The organism is Streptomyces sp. NPDC034085 (assembly GCF_055575555.1).
In genome coordinates, this window is record NZ_JBVISL010000004.1 from 778,774 (window position 1) to 792,135 (window position 13,362).

The 13,362-nt window shown below is 73.5% G+C and carries 15 protein-coding genes; 6 read left to right on the plus strand and 9 right to left on the minus strand.

Translation table 11 applies throughout. The features are described 5' to 3' along the window. Nucleotides 1-34: 34 nt before the first annotated feature. The 3 genes from ACZ501_RS18445 to ACZ501_RS18455 form a co-directional block, all read right to left on the minus strand. Complete coding sequence (locus ACZ501_RS18445) at nt 35-1,138, minus strand: DUF7847 domain-containing protein (protein ID WP_362460781.1); 1,104 nt, start codon at nt 1,136-1,138, stop codon at nt 35-37. Nucleotides 1,139-1,279: 141 nt separating this feature from the next. Beyond that, complete coding sequence (locus tag ACZ501_RS18450) at nt 1,280-1,516, minus strand: chaplin (RefSeq protein ID WP_361611545.1); 237 nt, start codon at nt 1,514-1,516, stop codon at nt 1,280-1,282. A 451-nt stretch (nt 1,517-1,967) separates the two neighbouring features. After that, nucleotides 1,968-2,417 (minus strand): SRPBCC family protein, encoded by a 450-nt coding sequence (locus ACZ501_RS18455; RefSeq protein WP_361609085.1) that lies wholly within the window; start codon nt 2,415-2,417, stop codon nt 1,968-1,970. Between the two features lie 234 nt (nt 2,418-2,651). On the opposite strand from ACZ501_RS18455, the gene ACZ501_RS18460 reads away from it, so the two are divergent. The 5 genes from ACZ501_RS18460 (at nt 2,652) to ACZ501_RS18480 (ending at nt 6,691) form a co-directional block, all read left to right on the plus strand. Continuing rightward, nucleotides 2,652-3,212, plus strand: a complete 561-nt coding sequence (locus ACZ501_RS18460; protein ID WP_361609083.1) for a hemerythrin domain-containing protein — start codon at nt 2,652-2,654, stop codon at nt 3,210-3,212. Between the two features lie 74 nt (nt 3,213-3,286). Then, nucleotides 3,287-4,375 carry a mechanosensitive ion channel family protein gene (locus tag ACZ501_RS18465; RefSeq protein WP_468796544.1) on the plus strand — a complete coding sequence of 363 codons (1,089 nt, stop codon included), beginning with the start codon at nt 3,287-3,289 and terminating at the stop codon, nt 4,373-4,375. Between the two features lie 134 nt (nt 4,376-4,509). Continuing rightward, on the plus strand, nt 4,510-5,370 hold the full coding sequence (locus ACZ501_RS18470; protein ID WP_361609079.1) for a DMT family transporter: 861 nt from the start codon (nt 4,510-4,512) through the stop codon (nt 5,368-5,370). Nucleotides 5,371-5,477: 107 nt separating this feature from the next. Next, nucleotides 5,478-6,302, plus strand: coding sequence for a DUF1206 domain-containing protein (locus tag ACZ501_RS18475; RefSeq protein WP_361609077.1), 825 nt, complete (start codon nt 5,478-5,480; stop codon nt 6,300-6,302). Nucleotides 6,303-6,454: 152 nt separating this feature from the next. Next, nucleotides 6,455-6,691 (plus strand): hypothetical protein, encoded by a 237-nt coding sequence (locus ACZ501_RS18480; RefSeq protein ID WP_468796546.1) that lies wholly within the window; start codon nt 6,455-6,457, stop codon nt 6,689-6,691. Between the two features lie 379 nt (nt 6,692-7,070). On the opposite strand, the gene ACZ501_RS18485 is transcribed toward ACZ501_RS18480, so the two are convergent. From ACZ501_RS18485 to ACZ501_RS18500, 4 genes are all read right to left on the minus strand, one after another. Further along, nucleotides 7,071-7,313 carry a protealysin inhibitor emfourin gene (locus ACZ501_RS18485; protein ID WP_361609073.1) on the minus strand — a complete coding sequence of 81 codons (243 nt, stop codon included), beginning with the start codon at nt 7,311-7,313 and terminating at the stop codon, nt 7,071-7,073. A gap of 375 nt (nt 7,314-7,688) precedes the next feature. Next, a complete protein-coding gene (locus ACZ501_RS18490) occupies nt 7,689-8,531 on the minus strand; it encodes a class I SAM-dependent methyltransferase (RefSeq protein ID WP_468796548.1) in 843 nt (280 codons plus the stop codon). Between the two features lie 121 nt (nt 8,532-8,652). After that, on the minus strand, nt 8,653-9,114 hold the full coding sequence (locus ACZ501_RS18495; RefSeq protein ID WP_468796550.1) for a VOC family protein: 462 nt from the start codon (nt 9,112-9,114) through the stop codon (nt 8,653-8,655). Then, nucleotides 9,111-9,659: a hypothetical protein gene (locus tag ACZ501_RS18500; RefSeq protein ID WP_361609067.1), complete on the minus strand. Its 549-nt coding sequence runs from the start codon at nt 9,657-9,659 to the stop codon at nt 9,111-9,113. The genes ACZ501_RS18495 and ACZ501_RS18500 overlap by 4 nt, the downstream gene beginning before the upstream one ends. A 228-nt stretch (nt 9,660-9,887) precedes the next feature. Between ACZ501_RS18500 and ACZ501_RS18505 the strand changes: the two genes are divergently transcribed. Beyond that, complete coding sequence (locus tag ACZ501_RS18505) at nt 9,888-11,336, plus strand: amino acid permease (RefSeq protein WP_468796552.1); 1,449 nt, start codon at nt 9,888-9,890, stop codon at nt 11,334-11,336. A 3-nt stretch (nt 11,337-11,339) separates the two neighbouring features. Here ACZ501_RS18505 and ACZ501_RS18510 read toward each other — a convergent pair whose 3' ends face one another. Beyond that, nucleotides 11,340-12,413 carry a glycoside hydrolase family 26 protein gene (locus tag ACZ501_RS18510; protein ID WP_361609063.1) on the minus strand — a complete coding sequence of 358 codons (1,074 nt, stop codon included), beginning with the start codon at nt 12,411-12,413 and terminating at the stop codon, nt 11,340-11,342. Nucleotides 12,414-12,656: 243 nt separating this feature from the next. After that, the gene (locus tag ACZ501_RS18515; RefSeq protein ID WP_362460809.1) at nt 12,657-13,346 is read right to left on the minus strand and encodes a type III effector protein; all 690 of its coding nucleotides are present in this window, start codon (nt 13,344-13,346) and stop codon (nt 12,657-12,659) included. Between the last annotated feature and the right edge of the window lie 16 nt (nt 13,347-13,362).

A 13,362-nucleotide genomic window follows, 5' to 3' on the forward strand; every position in this document is an offset into this window, starting at 1 on the left:
CGAGGGGCGCGGCCGCGCGGGGCGGGAAATCCGGTCAGGGGCCCGCGGTACGGCCCGGCGCCGCCTGGGCGGGGACGGTGGAGGCGATCAGGGCTGCCGCGAGGTCCTCCCGGCGCATCCGCTGGTCGACGTAGAGCAGGGCGACGACCAGTTGCGGGTAGCCGAGCTGGAACAGCGCGCTGACCATGGAGCCGATGAGCAGGGAGACGGCGTAGACGACGATCCCGGAGACCACCATGCCGAGGTCGCCGTCGCCCGAGCCGGCTTCGAACATCGCGGGGAAGAGCCCGAGCATCCCGACGAAGCCGAACGGCAGCTGGATGGCGTAACCGACGGCCATCCCCACGAGGTACGCCAGCAGGGTGATGCCGAAGACGCGCCACCAGGCGTCGCGGACCAGCCGCGCGGAGCGCCGCAGCGCCGCGACGGGCCCCAGTCCCTCGAACACGGCCACGGCGGGCGCGAAGCTGAACCGCGTCATGAGCCAGGTCGAGACCGGCATCCAGGCCATGACGCCCGCGAGCAGCAGGAACAGGCCGGCCGGCGGCTCGGAGGAGTCCGCGGACAGGACGACCAGCGGAAGGCCGATCGCGTAGAGGAGGAGCACCGGCCCGCCCGCGATCAGTCCGATCAGCGCCAGGACGCCGAGCACCGAAGGCAGCCGGGACCAGCAACGGCGCCACATGGCTCCGAACGTGGCGGGCCGGCCGAGCACGGCCTCCTGGGCGACGGCGGGGCACAGGGCGCTGATCAACGCCGCGCCCAGCAGCAACGTGACCAGCAGGAGCACGCCGGCCGGTACGAAGGCCAGGACCACGGTCGTCACGTCCTCGCCGGTGGGGCGTTCCCCGGGCGGGAGGTCGAAGACGGCGGAGAAGCGGCTGCGCACGGCCATGACGGCGATGCCGATCGCGGCGGCCACGATCAGCAGGCCGGCGCCCTGCACCGAGAGCATGATGCCGACGAGCGGCTTCCAGTACCGGCGGAAGGCGGAGAAGCCGCCGCCGATCATCTCTCCCACGCCCAGCGGCCGCAGGGGTATGACCCCCGGCTGCGGGGGAGGGGGTGGATACCAGCCGCCTCCCCACTGCGGTACGGACGGCTGCGGCTGCTGTTCCCACCCTGCGTGGTGCGACATCGCTGTTCCCCCTTGACCTGGAGGGACACCGTAACCCGCCGTGCGCGGTGGGATCTCGCGCGGGTCGCACCCCAGTGCGCGGACGGTGCCGCCGGTGGGACCCGGGCGGCACCGTCGGGAGCGGCCGCGGCCGCGGCGCGGTCAGGTGTTGACGCAGGTGTTGCCGGCGGTCCCGCCGACCAGGCCGATCAGGCCGATGGAGTTGCCGCACGCGCTGATCGGCGCGTGGAGGGGCACCTGGATGACGTTGCCGGACAGTACGCCAGGGGAGCCGTAGGCGAGCCCCTCGGCGGTCACGTCGGCGACGGCGGAACCGGTGGCGCCGAGGATGCCGGCCGCGGCCAGAACGGTGGCGGCGATCGCAGTTCGAATACGCATGTCACTCCCAAGTCGATGACGGAACGTCGAAGCAGGATCACACCGCCTCCGAGGGCCTCATGCCCGGCATTCACCTGACCAACGGCGTGTTACGGCGGCCTGGGCCGTTCGTGCGGCCCGTCGGCGTGTCGTATGCTTGTTCTCGAGCTCGCCGCCGTGGAACACGGTGGTGGGACCGGCGTTGGTGGTCCAAGGAAAGACACCCCACTTCCCGTGGGGGGATGCAGGTGCAAGGCCTGCCCAGCGCTCGATCAAGGCCCCGGCCTCCTCACGGAGACCGGGGCCTTTTGCTCGCCGGGCCGGCTGCGCACAGGTGGCGCGCCAGGCCGCCCGGCGTTCTGGTCGACTCGCCCGCTTGCACGCCGCAGTTGGGGACGACCCTCTCGAACAGGCCCCGCACCGTGCGGTGTTCGAGGCCGAACCGGTCAACGGCGGTGTCCCCGGCGGGCGGTCAGACCTCGCCCCGCCAGGCGCCCGTCTCGGTGCCGCGCGACTCGATGAACAGCTTGAACCGCTTCAGGTCCCCGGCGACCTGCCGCTTGACGAAGCCGAGCTTGTCGGCGGCCGTCTCCGCCAGCCCCTCGGGCACCCAGTTCATGTGCAGGACGACCTTGGTGGTGCTCGCGTCGATCGGCTGGAAGGTGACCAGCCCGGCCTGCCGGGTTTCCCCCTCGACCGTCATCCACGCGACGCGCCGGTCCGGGAGCTGCTCGGTGATCTGCGCGTCGAACTCGCGCTGGACACCGTTCACGTTCGTCACCCAGTGGGTGAGCGTGTCCGTGCGCTGCTCGACGCGTTCGACCCCTTCCATGAACGCGGGGAAGTCCTCGAACTGCGTCCACTGGTTGTACGCCGTGCGCACCGGAACGCAGACCTCGACGTACTCCTCGACGTGCGACATGTGCACCCCTTCCGTGGTCCCCGCGGCTCCCGCACCCCCTGGTGCGGGCCGCCGCCGACAGGACGTCACCGCCCCGGGTACCCGTCCCCCGGAGCGCCATGCGCCGGACCGGCGGCCCCGCGCCCGGGGCTTGCCGACCTCTCCGCTCCTCCCGTTAGCTCTGCGTCCCCACGGGTACACGCGCTGCGACCGGCTCGCAGCCGCCGGCCGGCGCCGACCGGAAGGGACCCCGCCATGGCACGCGAAGCGGACCTCATCGCCGAACTCACCACCGACCACCGGGAACTGGCCGGCCTCTTCGCCCGGATCGAGCAGACCGTCCCCGTCGGCGAACGCCGCAAGGCGGCGGAACAGCTGACCATCGAACTCGTCCGGCACGCCGTGGCCGAGGAGGAGCACCTCTGCCCGGCGATCCGCGCACACTTCCCGCAGGGCGAGGGCGCCCTCGTCGCCGACGGGGAACTGGCCGACCACGCCCGCGTCGAGAAGCTGCTGAAGGACCTCGAAGGACTGGACGCCGACGGACCGGATTTCGACCGGCTGATCGCCGCGCTGAAGGCCGAGGTCACCGCCCACGTCCACGACGAGGAGGAGAACCTCTTCCCCCGGCTCCGCGAGGCCTGCCCCCGGGAGACGCTGGAGGCGCTGGGGTCCGAGGTGCGGCGCGCGAAGAAGTTCGTGCCGACCCGCCCCCACCCCGGCATGTCCGCCCCGCAGCCGCACCACCGGCTGCCGGCCGTCGGCACCGGGCTCGTCGACCGGGCACGGGACCTCGCGGGCGGCCGGGGCAAGTAGAGCGGTGTCGGCCCTCCTCGTCGGGGCAGGTGCGGGGAGGCCATGTCCTCGACGTCTACACCCGCTGAGGAGATATGAACGCCGCACTTCGCCTGCTGACCGTCCTGGGGGGCTCGATCCTGCTGACCGCCGCCGCGGGCTGGATCGTCGACCTGCTGCTGCGCCGGGCTGACGCCCGCGACCCCGGAACGCCCCTGTGGCACTCGCTGCGCCGCTGCCGCCCGGCACTGCAGATCGTGCTCCTCGCCGCGCTGCTCAGGGCCGCGTACCACCAGACCGCGTGGCGGCCGCTCCAGGAGCACCAGGCCGCCGTCGGCCGGGCCCTCTCGCTCGCCCTGATCGGTGCCGGTGCCTGGCTCATCGTGGGCGTGGCCTCCGCCGTCGTCGAGTCCGGGTACGCCCGCTACGCCACCGGGACCCGTGACCCGGCCCGGGTCCGCCGGGTCCGTACCCAGGTGACGCTGATCATGAGGGTCGTGACCGCCGTCGTCGCCGTCGTCGCGGTCGCGGCGATGCTCCTGACCTTCCCGAGCTTCCGTGCGCTCGGCACCTCGGTGCTGGCGTCCGCCGGGATCATCGGCATCGTGGCGGGCGTCGCCGCCCAGTCGACGCTGGGGAACCTCTTCGCCGGCTTCCAGATCGCCTTCGGCGACATGGTGCGCATCGGGGACACGGTCGTGGTCGCCGGCGAATGGGGCGTGGTGGAGGACATCACGCTGACCTTCCTCGCCGTGCGGACCTGGGACGAGCGCCGGATCACCATGCCCGTCTCCTACTTCACCACCCGGCCCTTCGAGAACTGGTCCCGGGGCGGGGTGCAGATGACGGGCACCGTCTTCCTGCACTGCGACCACGCCGCCCCCGTGGACCTCATCCGCGAGAAGGTGCACGAGATCCTGAACCACTGCCGGGAGTGGGACGGCCGCGGCTGGGACGTCGCCGTCACCGAGACGACCCCCTCCACCATGGTCGTGCGCGCGATCGTCACGGCCAAGGACGCCGACGACCTGTGGACGGTGCGCTGCGCGGTGCGGGAGCAGCTCATCGCGTGGCTCTCGGAGAAGCACCCGGAGGCCCTGCCGCGCCTGGTCCTCGCGCCCACGCCGGGAACGGAGCCCGGGGCCGGTGACGCGGGTGGGCGCTGGACGAAGCCCGGCCCGTGAGCCCGCCCCCGGCCGGGCGCGCCGGGGGCCCGGCCCTCTGTCTCCAGGGAGCCAGTCAACCGACTCACTCATTCGCGCGGGCAGCGGACGGTGTCACGGCCGCGAGCGGCTCCCGATGCGGTGATGATCGGGGCATGGGCTTCCTCCTGCCGGTCCTCTTCGCGCTGTTCGCGGCGTTCAGCAACGCCCTCGCGACCGTCCTCCAGCGGCGGGCGTCGCTCACCGTCCCGCAGAGCGACGGCTTCCGGTTCGGCCTCGTCCTCGACCTGCTGCGGCGGCCCCTGTGGATCGCCGGGATCCTGGCGGTGATCGCGGCCGGCGTGGGCCAGGCCCTGGCGCTGGCCACCGGCGCGCTGGCCCTCGTACAGCCCCTCTTCGTGCTGGAGCTGCCGCTCGCCCTGCTGATCGCCTCCCTGGCGGCCCGGAGCCGGCTGCCGGGTGCGCTGTGGCTCGCCGTGGCGGCGGTGGTGGCCGGGCTCGGCATCGTCCTGGTCGCGGCCGCACCGGCCGGGAACCGCACCCACGTCCCGCTCGACCGGTGGGTCCTCGCGCTGGCGGCGTGCGCGGCGGCCGTGGCGGCGCTGGCCGTGGCCGGACTGCGGCATCCGGCCGGCCGGATGCGGGCCGGCTCCCTCGGCGCGGCCACCGCCGTCTGCTACGCGCTCACGGCGGCCCTGATGAAGTCGGCCGTACACGTACTCGACGACGACGGCATCGGCGCGTTCCTGACAACCTGGGAGACGTACGCCTTCGGCGCGAGCGGCGTCTGCGCCCTGCTGCTCCTCGAACACGCCGTGCAGGGCGGCCCGCTGGTGGCCTCGCAGCCCGCACTGACCCTCGGCGACGCCGGCGTCAGCATCGCCCTGGGGGTGCTGCTGTACGAGGAACACGTGCGGGCCCACTGGTGGCTCGTGCCGCAGCTCCTCGGCCTGGTCCTGATCTGCGCCGGGGTCCTGGCCCTCGCCAGGGTCGCCACCCCGGATCACCCCGCGTGAGCACCCCTCGCACCGCGTGACCGGTGCGGTCGGCCTGGGACAACGCCGCCGGACGGGGCAGACGCTCCCGGGGAGCGCGCGGGCGCTCCGGGGACGGAGAGGTGGCCATGCAGTCGACTTCTGGTGAGAACCGCGTGCGGGAGGTCGCCCCCCGCGCCGGGGTCGAGGCCGCGGCCCGGGCGGGACTGGCCACGCGCGGGGTGCTGTACGTACTGGTCGGCGTCATCGCCCTGCGCATCGCCTTCGGTGAGAACCCGGGGCAGGAGGCGGACCGGCAGGGCGCGCTCGCCGGACTGGCGGGCGGCCCGCTGGGCAAGGTGCTGATCTGGGCCGTCGGGATCGGCCTCGTCGGGATGGCCCTCTGGCAGCTGTCGGAGGCCGTCTTCGGCGGACCCGGCCCCCGCGGCCGCAAGGCCCGCAAGCGGTTCGCGGCCGCGTGCCGGGCGGTGTTCTACGCGGTGGCCGCCGGGTCCGCCCTGGCGTTCGCCGCCGGGCAGGGCGGCGGCAAGTCCAGCGACGAGCAGTCGCGCGACGCCACCGCGAGCGTCCTCGAACTGCCCGCCGGCCGCTGGCTGGTCGCGCTGGCCGGGCTGGGGATAGCCGTGGGCGGTGTGGTGATCGCGGTGTCGGCCGTACGGCGCACGTTCCGCAAGCACCTGGCGCTGCCCACGTGGCCGCGGTGGGTGAGCGACGTCGTCGACGTGCTCGGCGTGGGCGGCGGGCTCGCCCGGGGCGCGCTGTTCGCGACGGCGGGCGGGTGCGCGGTCTACGCGGCGCTGGAGTTCGACCCCGGGAAGGCCAAGGGCGTCGACGACACCCTGCGCAGCTTCGCCGACACCCCCGCGGGACCGTGGCTGCTGGTGGCGGTGGCGGCGGGCCTGGTGCTGTTCGGGGCGTTCTCCTGGGCGATGGCCGCCTGGCGCCGGGTCTGAGGGCGGTGGAACGGGCGGGGGAGTCCGGGTGCTCCGCGGCTGCCCCGTCCCGCCGGTGAAGCCGGCGCCGGCTTCACCGGGTGGGCCCACGATCGGCCCCGCCGGCCGTGTCGCCGAGCCCCTCACCGGTGACGGCGTGCAACCGTCTCCCCATGACGGAAGGTCTGACACCCCACCTCTCCCCGGCGCGCATCACCGTCCTGGGCATCCAACCCGGCACCCCGCCCTTTCGCATCGTCGAACTCGACGGCGAGATCGTCGGCAGGGCGACGTCGATGACGGACGTGCTCCTGGTCGCCGCGGAGGCGGGGATCACGATCCACGACCTCGACGACCTGGACGAGGTCCGGTGGGTCGGAGGGGGCAAGTTCACCTGGGCCATGCACTGACCGACGGCGCGTCACATCGCCGCGGACCCATGGCCATGAGCGCCCCGGTCGGCCACTCTGGGAGGCACGTACGCGTCTTCCCGTCGACCTCAGGTGGTGCGCATGGCGTCACGCCGCTGCATCGGGTGCGGACACGGCAAGGGTGTCCACGCCGTCTTCCTGCTCAAGTGCCTCGGCACCACGGCCGGTCCGCCGTGCGACTGCACCCGGTTCCGCGGTGCGAGCGTGCCAGATGCGCCCGCCGAAGCGGACCCCGGCCCGCAGGAGCCACCGTGCCCCACGTGCAGCTCGCCGTTCGGGGCGTGCCGGTGCGAGTCCTGGTGGGAGCGGCAGCAGCGCCAGTACGGCTCCTGCGGCGGATGCGGGGGATAGGAGGCGGTCAGGCGCCTTCCCCGAGAACCGTGCGGATCAGCGCCCGCTGGTCGTCGGACAGGCACGGGTCCTGCACGTCGAGGACCTCGCCGTCGACGGTGATCCGGTAGTGGTAGCCGTCGGGCACGGAGGAGACGGCGCGGTGTGCGAGTTCCTCGATCCGCGCCGCGTCGCGCCGGCCCGCGGTGTCGAGTTCGCGGAGCTTCTCGGCCCCGGTGAAGCCTCCGGTGCGGGTGACCGTGATCAGCATGATCGTTTCCTCCGGTTTCTCGTCGGGTGTTCCGGGTCCCGGCGCGGTCCGCGCCGCGCGGCGTGCCGCCGCCGCTGTCGCGGTTGCCCCGGATGCGGGCCCGTTCCCGTGAGCGGGTACCGGAGGGCGGGGAACGGCCGGAAAGCGCCGCCGCACGGCCGGTACGCGAGCGGGTGGGCGGTCAGCCCCGTGCCGCCGGGCGGCGTCCCCGCACCGTGAGCATGCCGGGGCCGGGTTCCGCCGGAGCGGGCGGCTCCCGGCCCGCGCCGGGAGCAGTGGAGGCGGCGCCGGCAGGAGGAGCACGCGGCGTACGGCGTCGGCCGCCCCTGAGGGGCCCTCGCCTCCCTTCCGTACGGAGCCGGCCCGGCCCGTTGCCTACCCCGCCCCCGCCCCGCCGCGTCGCGCGGTGAACAGCAGGTACTCCCACTCCATGACGCCGTCCCGCAGGGCGCCGGCCGCCAGGCCGTCGAGGGCCCCGTCCAGCGCGGCGGCCCGCTCCGGCTCGTCGGCGAGGTTCCGGTAGGCCGCAATCGTCGGCCCGTAGGCGGACTTGAAGAACGCGCGGAATTCCTCCGGCTCCCGGAACGCGTCCACGCGGAGCACCTGCCGCCGGGCCTCGACGCCGGTGACGCGGTCGCCGAGCAGCGTCCGCACGTGCTCCTCCCGCCCCCACAGCGGCGGCGGCTGCGCCCCCGGCGGGGGCGGCGGCGCGTACGGCTTCATGGTGGCGAACATCTGCCCGATGAACCCCTCCGGGGTCCAGCTGATCAGCCCGATCGTGCCGCCGGGCCGGCAGACGCGCACCAGTTCGTCGGCGGCGGCCTGGTGGTGCGGGGCGAACATGACCCCGACGCAGGACATCACCGTGTCGAACTCCGCGTCCTCGAAGGGCAGCGCCTCGGCGTCCGCCTCCTGCCAGCGCAGCTCGGCACCGCGTGCCGCGGCCTCCTTGCGCCCGACGGCCAGCAGCTCGGGCGTCAGGTCCGAGGCCACCACGTCGGCGCCGGCCAGCGCGGCGGGAACGGCGGCGTTCCCCGACCCGGCGGCGACGTCCAGCACCCGGTCCCCGGCCTTCACCGCGCAGGCCTCCACCAGCACGGGCCCGAGGGCCGACACGACCCGGGTGGCGACCGCCGGGTAGTCGCCGAGCGCCCACATCGTCCGGTGCTTCGCCTTGAGCGCACGGTCGGCCTCACGCGCGTCCGCCGTTCCGGTCATGCCACCCGCCTCCCTCGTCCGTACGGTGCCGATGGCCTCCTCCTTCGAGCATAGGAACCGAACGGGCCCCCAGCCCGGCGAGCCGCCCGCCCCGGCGCACGGCCGGCCGGGGCGCGCCGTGTCAGTCCAGGCAGAACTCGTTGCCCTCCGGGTCGGTCATCACGATGAAGCCCTCGCTCATCGGGGGAGCGGCCTCGTGGCGGCGTACCCGCGCCGCTCCCAGGGCGACGAGCCGGCCGCACTCGGCTTCGAGTGCGGCCATCCGCTCCTCGCCCCGGAGTCCGGGGGCCGCGCGGACGTCGAGGTGGACGCGGTTCTTGACGGTCTTCCCCTCGGGGACCTGCTGGAAGAACACCCGCGGGCCGTGGCCGTCCGGGTCCTCGATGGCCGACGCCGCGTTGTGCTGCTCCTCCGGTACGCCGGCCCGCTCCAGGAACGCGTCCCACGCCGCGAGCGGGTCGGCGCCCTCGGGCAGCTCGACCCCGGGCGGGGCGGGGTGCACGTAGCCCAGCGCGTCGCGCCAGAAGGACGACAGCGCCCGGGGATCGCGGGCGTCGAAGGTGATCTGGACCTGGCGGCTCATGCCGTCGCCCCGTCCTCTTCCGCGCCGGCCAGGGCCGTCGTGACCATGCGGGTGGCGAAGTCGCGGTCGTCGGTCAGCTGGTTGATGTGCTCCGCGAGCAGGAGGGTGGTGGCTTCGAGGGCGTTCATCTCCTCGTCGGTCCACTCGCCGTGCTGCGTGCGCCACAGACTCGGGCTAAGGCCGATGCCCGCCGCGACCACCATCCCCACCATGGTCGGGATGGTCTCGGGGCGGACGCTCCTGCGCAGCCTGCGCATCGTGGCCACCAGGCTGGGCACCACGTACTCCATGACGTCCTTGTCGTGGCGCTCGTAGGCCTTCCGCAGCCAGGTCATGAACATGAAGATGAGGGTGCACGCACCGTCCAGCAGGTCACGGGCCTCCTCGGCGTCCATGGACGCCGTGAACTGCTCGATCAGCTGCTGCTGCTCGGGGTCGACCCCGGTCCTGCCGTCGTGGACGGCCTTGAGCCGGGAGTCGATCACCATGAGCGCGGCGCCCACATCGCCGGCCGGAGCGTGCCGGGGGTCGCAGGTCGATGACACAGGATCCTCCTCGTGTGAGCCCGCGGCGGGAGCGCGGTCACGTCCGTACGGTAGAGCGCGCAGGGGGTGGAGTCCGGCGAATGCGGAGGAAGGCCTTCTGCCGACTGCCCAGTGCCGACTGTCCACTGCCGACCGCCTTGTGCCGACGCTACCGGAGCGCCTCATTCCGTATGGCTGCCGCGTCCGAGATGATGTGCGCTCCCCACCCCCGGCGGAAAGGAACGGAGCATGGCCACCTCGCGGTCAGGGCAGGGCGTACTCCGCCGCAAGCCGATCGAGCACATCGAAGACCCCGAAGGCGCACCCAGCGAACAGCTCGCCCGCACCCTCGGCCTCTGGCAGCTCACCGCCATCGGTGTCGGCGGCATCATCGGCGCGGGCATCTTCACGCTCGCCGGCACGGTCGCCAACGGCGTCGCGGGACCGGCGGTGCTGCTGTCCTTCCTCATCGCCGGTGTGGCCAGCGCCGCGGCCGCGTTCTCGTACGCGGAGTTCGCCGGCCTGATCCCCAAGGCCGGATCCGCCTACACCTACGGGTACGCCGTCCTCGGCGAGCTGGCGGGCTGGTTCATCGGGTGGGACCTGCTGCTGGAGTACACCGCCATCGTCGCGGTGGTCGCCATCGGCATCTCCGGGTACTTCAACTTCCTCCTGGAGGAGACGGGCGCCTCCCTGCCCACCTGGATGCTCGGAGCCCCCGGCACCGGCGAGGGACACCGCTTCGACCTCATCGCGGCCGTCCTGTGCCTGTTCACGGCCTACCTGCTCACCCTGGGCATCAGGAACGCGGCACGCTTCGAGACGGTCGTGGTCGTCCTCAAGGTGCTCGTCGTGCTGCTGGTCGTCGTCGTCGGCTTCTTCCACATCAACACCGGCAACTACACGCCCTTCTTCCCCTTCGGGGTGGGCGGCGCCTTCACCGGCGCGGCCACGGTCTTCTTCGCGGTCTTCGGCTACGACGCGATGAGCACGGCGGCGGAGGAGTCCAAGGACGCGCAGCGCCACATGCCCAAGGCGATCCTCTACTCCCTCGCCATCGCCATGGTGCTGTACGCCCTCGCCTGCCTGGTCCTGACGGGCATGCAGAAGTACACGGACATCGACCCGGAGAGCGGTTTCTCCAGCGCCTTCAAGGCGGCCGGACTGCCCGTGGTCGCCGACATCATCGCGGTCGGGGCGATCATCGGCATCCTCACGGTGATGTTCACGTTCATGCTCGGCGTGACCCGCGTGTGGTTCTCCATGAGCCGCGACGGCCTGCTGCCCCACTGGTTCGCCAAGACGCACCCGACCCGGCACGTCCCGACCCGCGTCACCTGGATCGTCGGCGTGGCGTCGGCGGCGATCGCGGGCTTCGTGCCGATCGGCGAGGCGGCGGAGCTCACCAACATCGGGATCCTGCTCGCCTTCGCCGTCGTGTGCACCTCGGTCATCGTGCTCCGCTACCGGCGTCCGGACCTGCCCCGCACCTTCCGCACGCCGCTGATGCCCTTCACGCCCGCGGTCGGTGTCATCGCCTCGATCTGGCTGATCACCTACCTGCGCGTCGAGACCTGGATCCGCTTCGTGGTCTGGTTCCTCATCGGGCTGGTCGTCTACTTCGGCTACTCCTACCGCCACTCCAAGCTGGCCGGGCGCACCCCGGGCACGACCGCCGGCCGGGAGCCGCGGCCGTAGGGGTCAGGGCCGCGGGAGGGAAGCCCGCCGGCCGCCCCGGTGCTGCGACAGGAGCTCCCGGAACACCTGTGCGGCCTGCGGGTTCTCCTCGCACTGCCACACACCGTGCGGGCAGTAGTCGGTGATGCTGTGGTAGAGCGGCTTGTGCGCGGCGATCCACTCCAGCATGTCCCGCATGTACTCCGCGTTGTCGCCGTTGCGGAACAACCCCCACTCGGGGTACGAGATCCGCTTGCCGTGGGCCCTGGCGAAGTCGACCTGGGCCCGCAGCCCGTGCGGCTGGTCGACGTACTCGGCGAAGGTGTTCCCGGGAGGCTGGTCGTAGGAGTCCATGCCGATGATGTCGACCACGTCGTCGCCGGGGTAGCACGTGGTCCAGGCGATGGCGTCGGGCCCCCGGTTGGGGGCGAAGTCGAACCGGAACCGCTGGCCCTCCACCGAGCGCATGGCGCCCACGATGCGCCGCCAGTACTGCTTCCAGCTCGCGGGGTCGGGCCGGCACCGGTGGGTGTAGTTGAAGCCGTTCATCTCCCAGCCGAGCACGATCACCGTGTCCGGCACCCCGAGCGAGACCAGCCGTTCGGCCAGCCGCCGGAAGTGGCCGTCGTACGCGCCGTGCGCACCGGCGCGGAGCAGTTCGGCGACCCGGTCGTCGGGCGCGCCGTCCTCGTTGCCCGCCAGCATGGGCACGTTCAGGACGAACAGCCGGTCGGACCTCTGCTTGCGCCACCGCGCCCAGCTGTCGAGGGAAGCGGGCTCCCCCTCGATGTTCGCCCACGTGTCGCCGGGCAGGTAGGTGTGCCCGGCGCGCAGGTCGGTCCCCCCGAGCCAGCGCGAGAGCCCCTGCATCATGTCGACGCCGGGCGAGGCGTAGTGGAGGTAGGCGCCCACCGCGATCCCCGAGCCGGAACCGCCGCGCGACGCCCCGTGCGGCGCGGGGACGGGGGCGAGGGCGCCGCGCGGTCCGGACCCGCCCGGGGACGCCTCGTGCGGGGCGGGGGCACCCCCGTAGGCGAGCAGGGCGACGAGGGCCGTACTGATGCAGGCGCCGGTCATCCAGCGGCGTCTTCGGGACATGGCGTCTCCACAAGCTTCGCGAACGGACGGGCTTGCCAGTGACGTTAGGCGTCCCCACCGGGCCGCGGCCTGCCCGGTGCCCCGATCCTGGGCCATTCGCGGTAGCCGGGGCCCCTGCGCCTGGACCGACCGGGTGAAAGCCGGGCCCTGACCGCATGTCGCGGGGCCGCGGGGCCGCAGGCGCGTGGTCCGGGGGGCCGGCGGCGGCCGGAGCGCGCGGGGCGGACGGCGGCCCCGCGCCGGTCACGCGCCGCGCTGCTTGTCGCTGTCGTCGCGCAGGCGGCGGGTGTGCTCCCGTATCGCGTCGACGCGCTCGGCGAGGTCCCCGTGGCCCGCGTGCAGGTCCCGGTGGGTGGCCGACAGCGGTTCGACGAGGCGGGCCGCGTCCTGGCTGCCCAGGGCCGCGTTGAGCTCGCCGATCCTGCCGTCCGAAGCCGCGGGCAGGTCGGTGAGCCCGATGATCTGCCCGGCCAGCTGGCGCAGCGCGCCGGCGTTCTCCCTGGCCCAGGCGGTGACGCTGCGCTCCGCGGCACGCCGGTCGCGCACGGCCTGGACCCGCTGTTCGCCGGTCGTCTCGGCGGCGCCGGGGCGCACGCGCAGGTACCGGCGCTCGGCCGCCTGCCGGCTGGCCACGCCGAGCGGCCCGGCCAGGTCGGCCCAGCTGGCACCCGCCGCCCGGGCGGTCTCGATCAACCCGCTCTCCCACCCCGCGAGTTCCGTACGCACCTCCCGGAGCAACTGGAGGGCCGCGAGGGCGTGGTGCGGTCCGTCGGCGGGGCCCGGGGGAGTGCCGCTCCCGGCGCTGTGCGCCTCGTCCACCGCCGCCCGGATGGCCTCCAGCGCGCCCGCGGCGGCGAAGAAGGTGGCCGGACCGGGCTGCGCCGGGGCGGGGCCGGGCTGCTGTTCGGAGGCGGGTTTCCTGGCCGCGTTCACGGACCCTCCCTGAATG

Bases quoted from the DNA above. Each gene is read 5' to 3' on its own strand.
- ACZ501_RS18445 (WP_362460781.1), bottom strand. From the start codon at position 1,138: ATGTCGCACCACGCAGGGTGGGAACAGCAGCCGCAGCCGTCCGTACCG.
- ACZ501_RS18450 (WP_361611545.1), bottom strand. From the start codon at position 1,516: ATGCGTATTCGAACTGCGATCGCCGCCACCGTTCTGGCCGCGGCCGGC.
- ACZ501_RS18455 (WP_361609085.1), bottom strand. From the start codon at position 2,417: ATGTCGCACGTCGAGGAGTACGTCGAGGTCTGCGTTCCGGTGCGCACG.
- ACZ501_RS18460 (WP_361609083.1), top strand. From the start codon at position 2,652: ATGGCACGCGAAGCGGACCTCATCGCCGAACTCACCACCGACCACCGG.
- ACZ501_RS18465 (WP_468796544.1), top strand. From the start codon at position 3,287: ATGAACGCCGCACTTCGCCTGCTGACCGTCCTGGGGGGCTCGATCCTG.
- ACZ501_RS18470 (WP_361609079.1), top strand. From the start codon at position 4,510: ATGGGCTTCCTCCTGCCGGTCCTCTTCGCGCTGTTCGCGGCGTTCAGC.
- ACZ501_RS18475 (WP_361609077.1), top strand. From the start codon at position 5,478: ATGCAGTCGACTTCTGGTGAGAACCGCGTGCGGGAGGTCGCCCCCCGC.
- ACZ501_RS18480 (WP_468796546.1), top strand. From the start codon at position 6,455: ATGACGGAAGGTCTGACACCCCACCTCTCCCCGGCGCGCATCACCGTC.
- ACZ501_RS18485 (WP_361609073.1), bottom strand. From the start codon at position 7,313: ATGCTGATCACGGTCACCCGCACCGGAGGCTTCACCGGGGCCGAGAAG.
- ACZ501_RS18490 (WP_468796548.1), bottom strand. From the start codon at position 8,531: ATGACCGGAACGGCGGACGCGCGTGAGGCCGACCGTGCGCTCAAGGCG.
- ACZ501_RS18495 (WP_468796550.1), bottom strand. From the start codon at position 9,114: ATGAGCCGCCAGGTCCAGATCACCTTCGACGCCCGCGATCCCCGGGCG.
- ACZ501_RS18505 (WP_468796552.1), top strand. From the start codon at position 9,888: ATGGCCACCTCGCGGTCAGGGCAGGGCGTACTCCGCCGCAAGCCGATC.
- ACZ501_RS18510 (WP_361609063.1), bottom strand. From the start codon at position 12,413: ATGTCCCGAAGACGCCGCTGGATGACCGGCGCCTGCATCAGTACGGCC.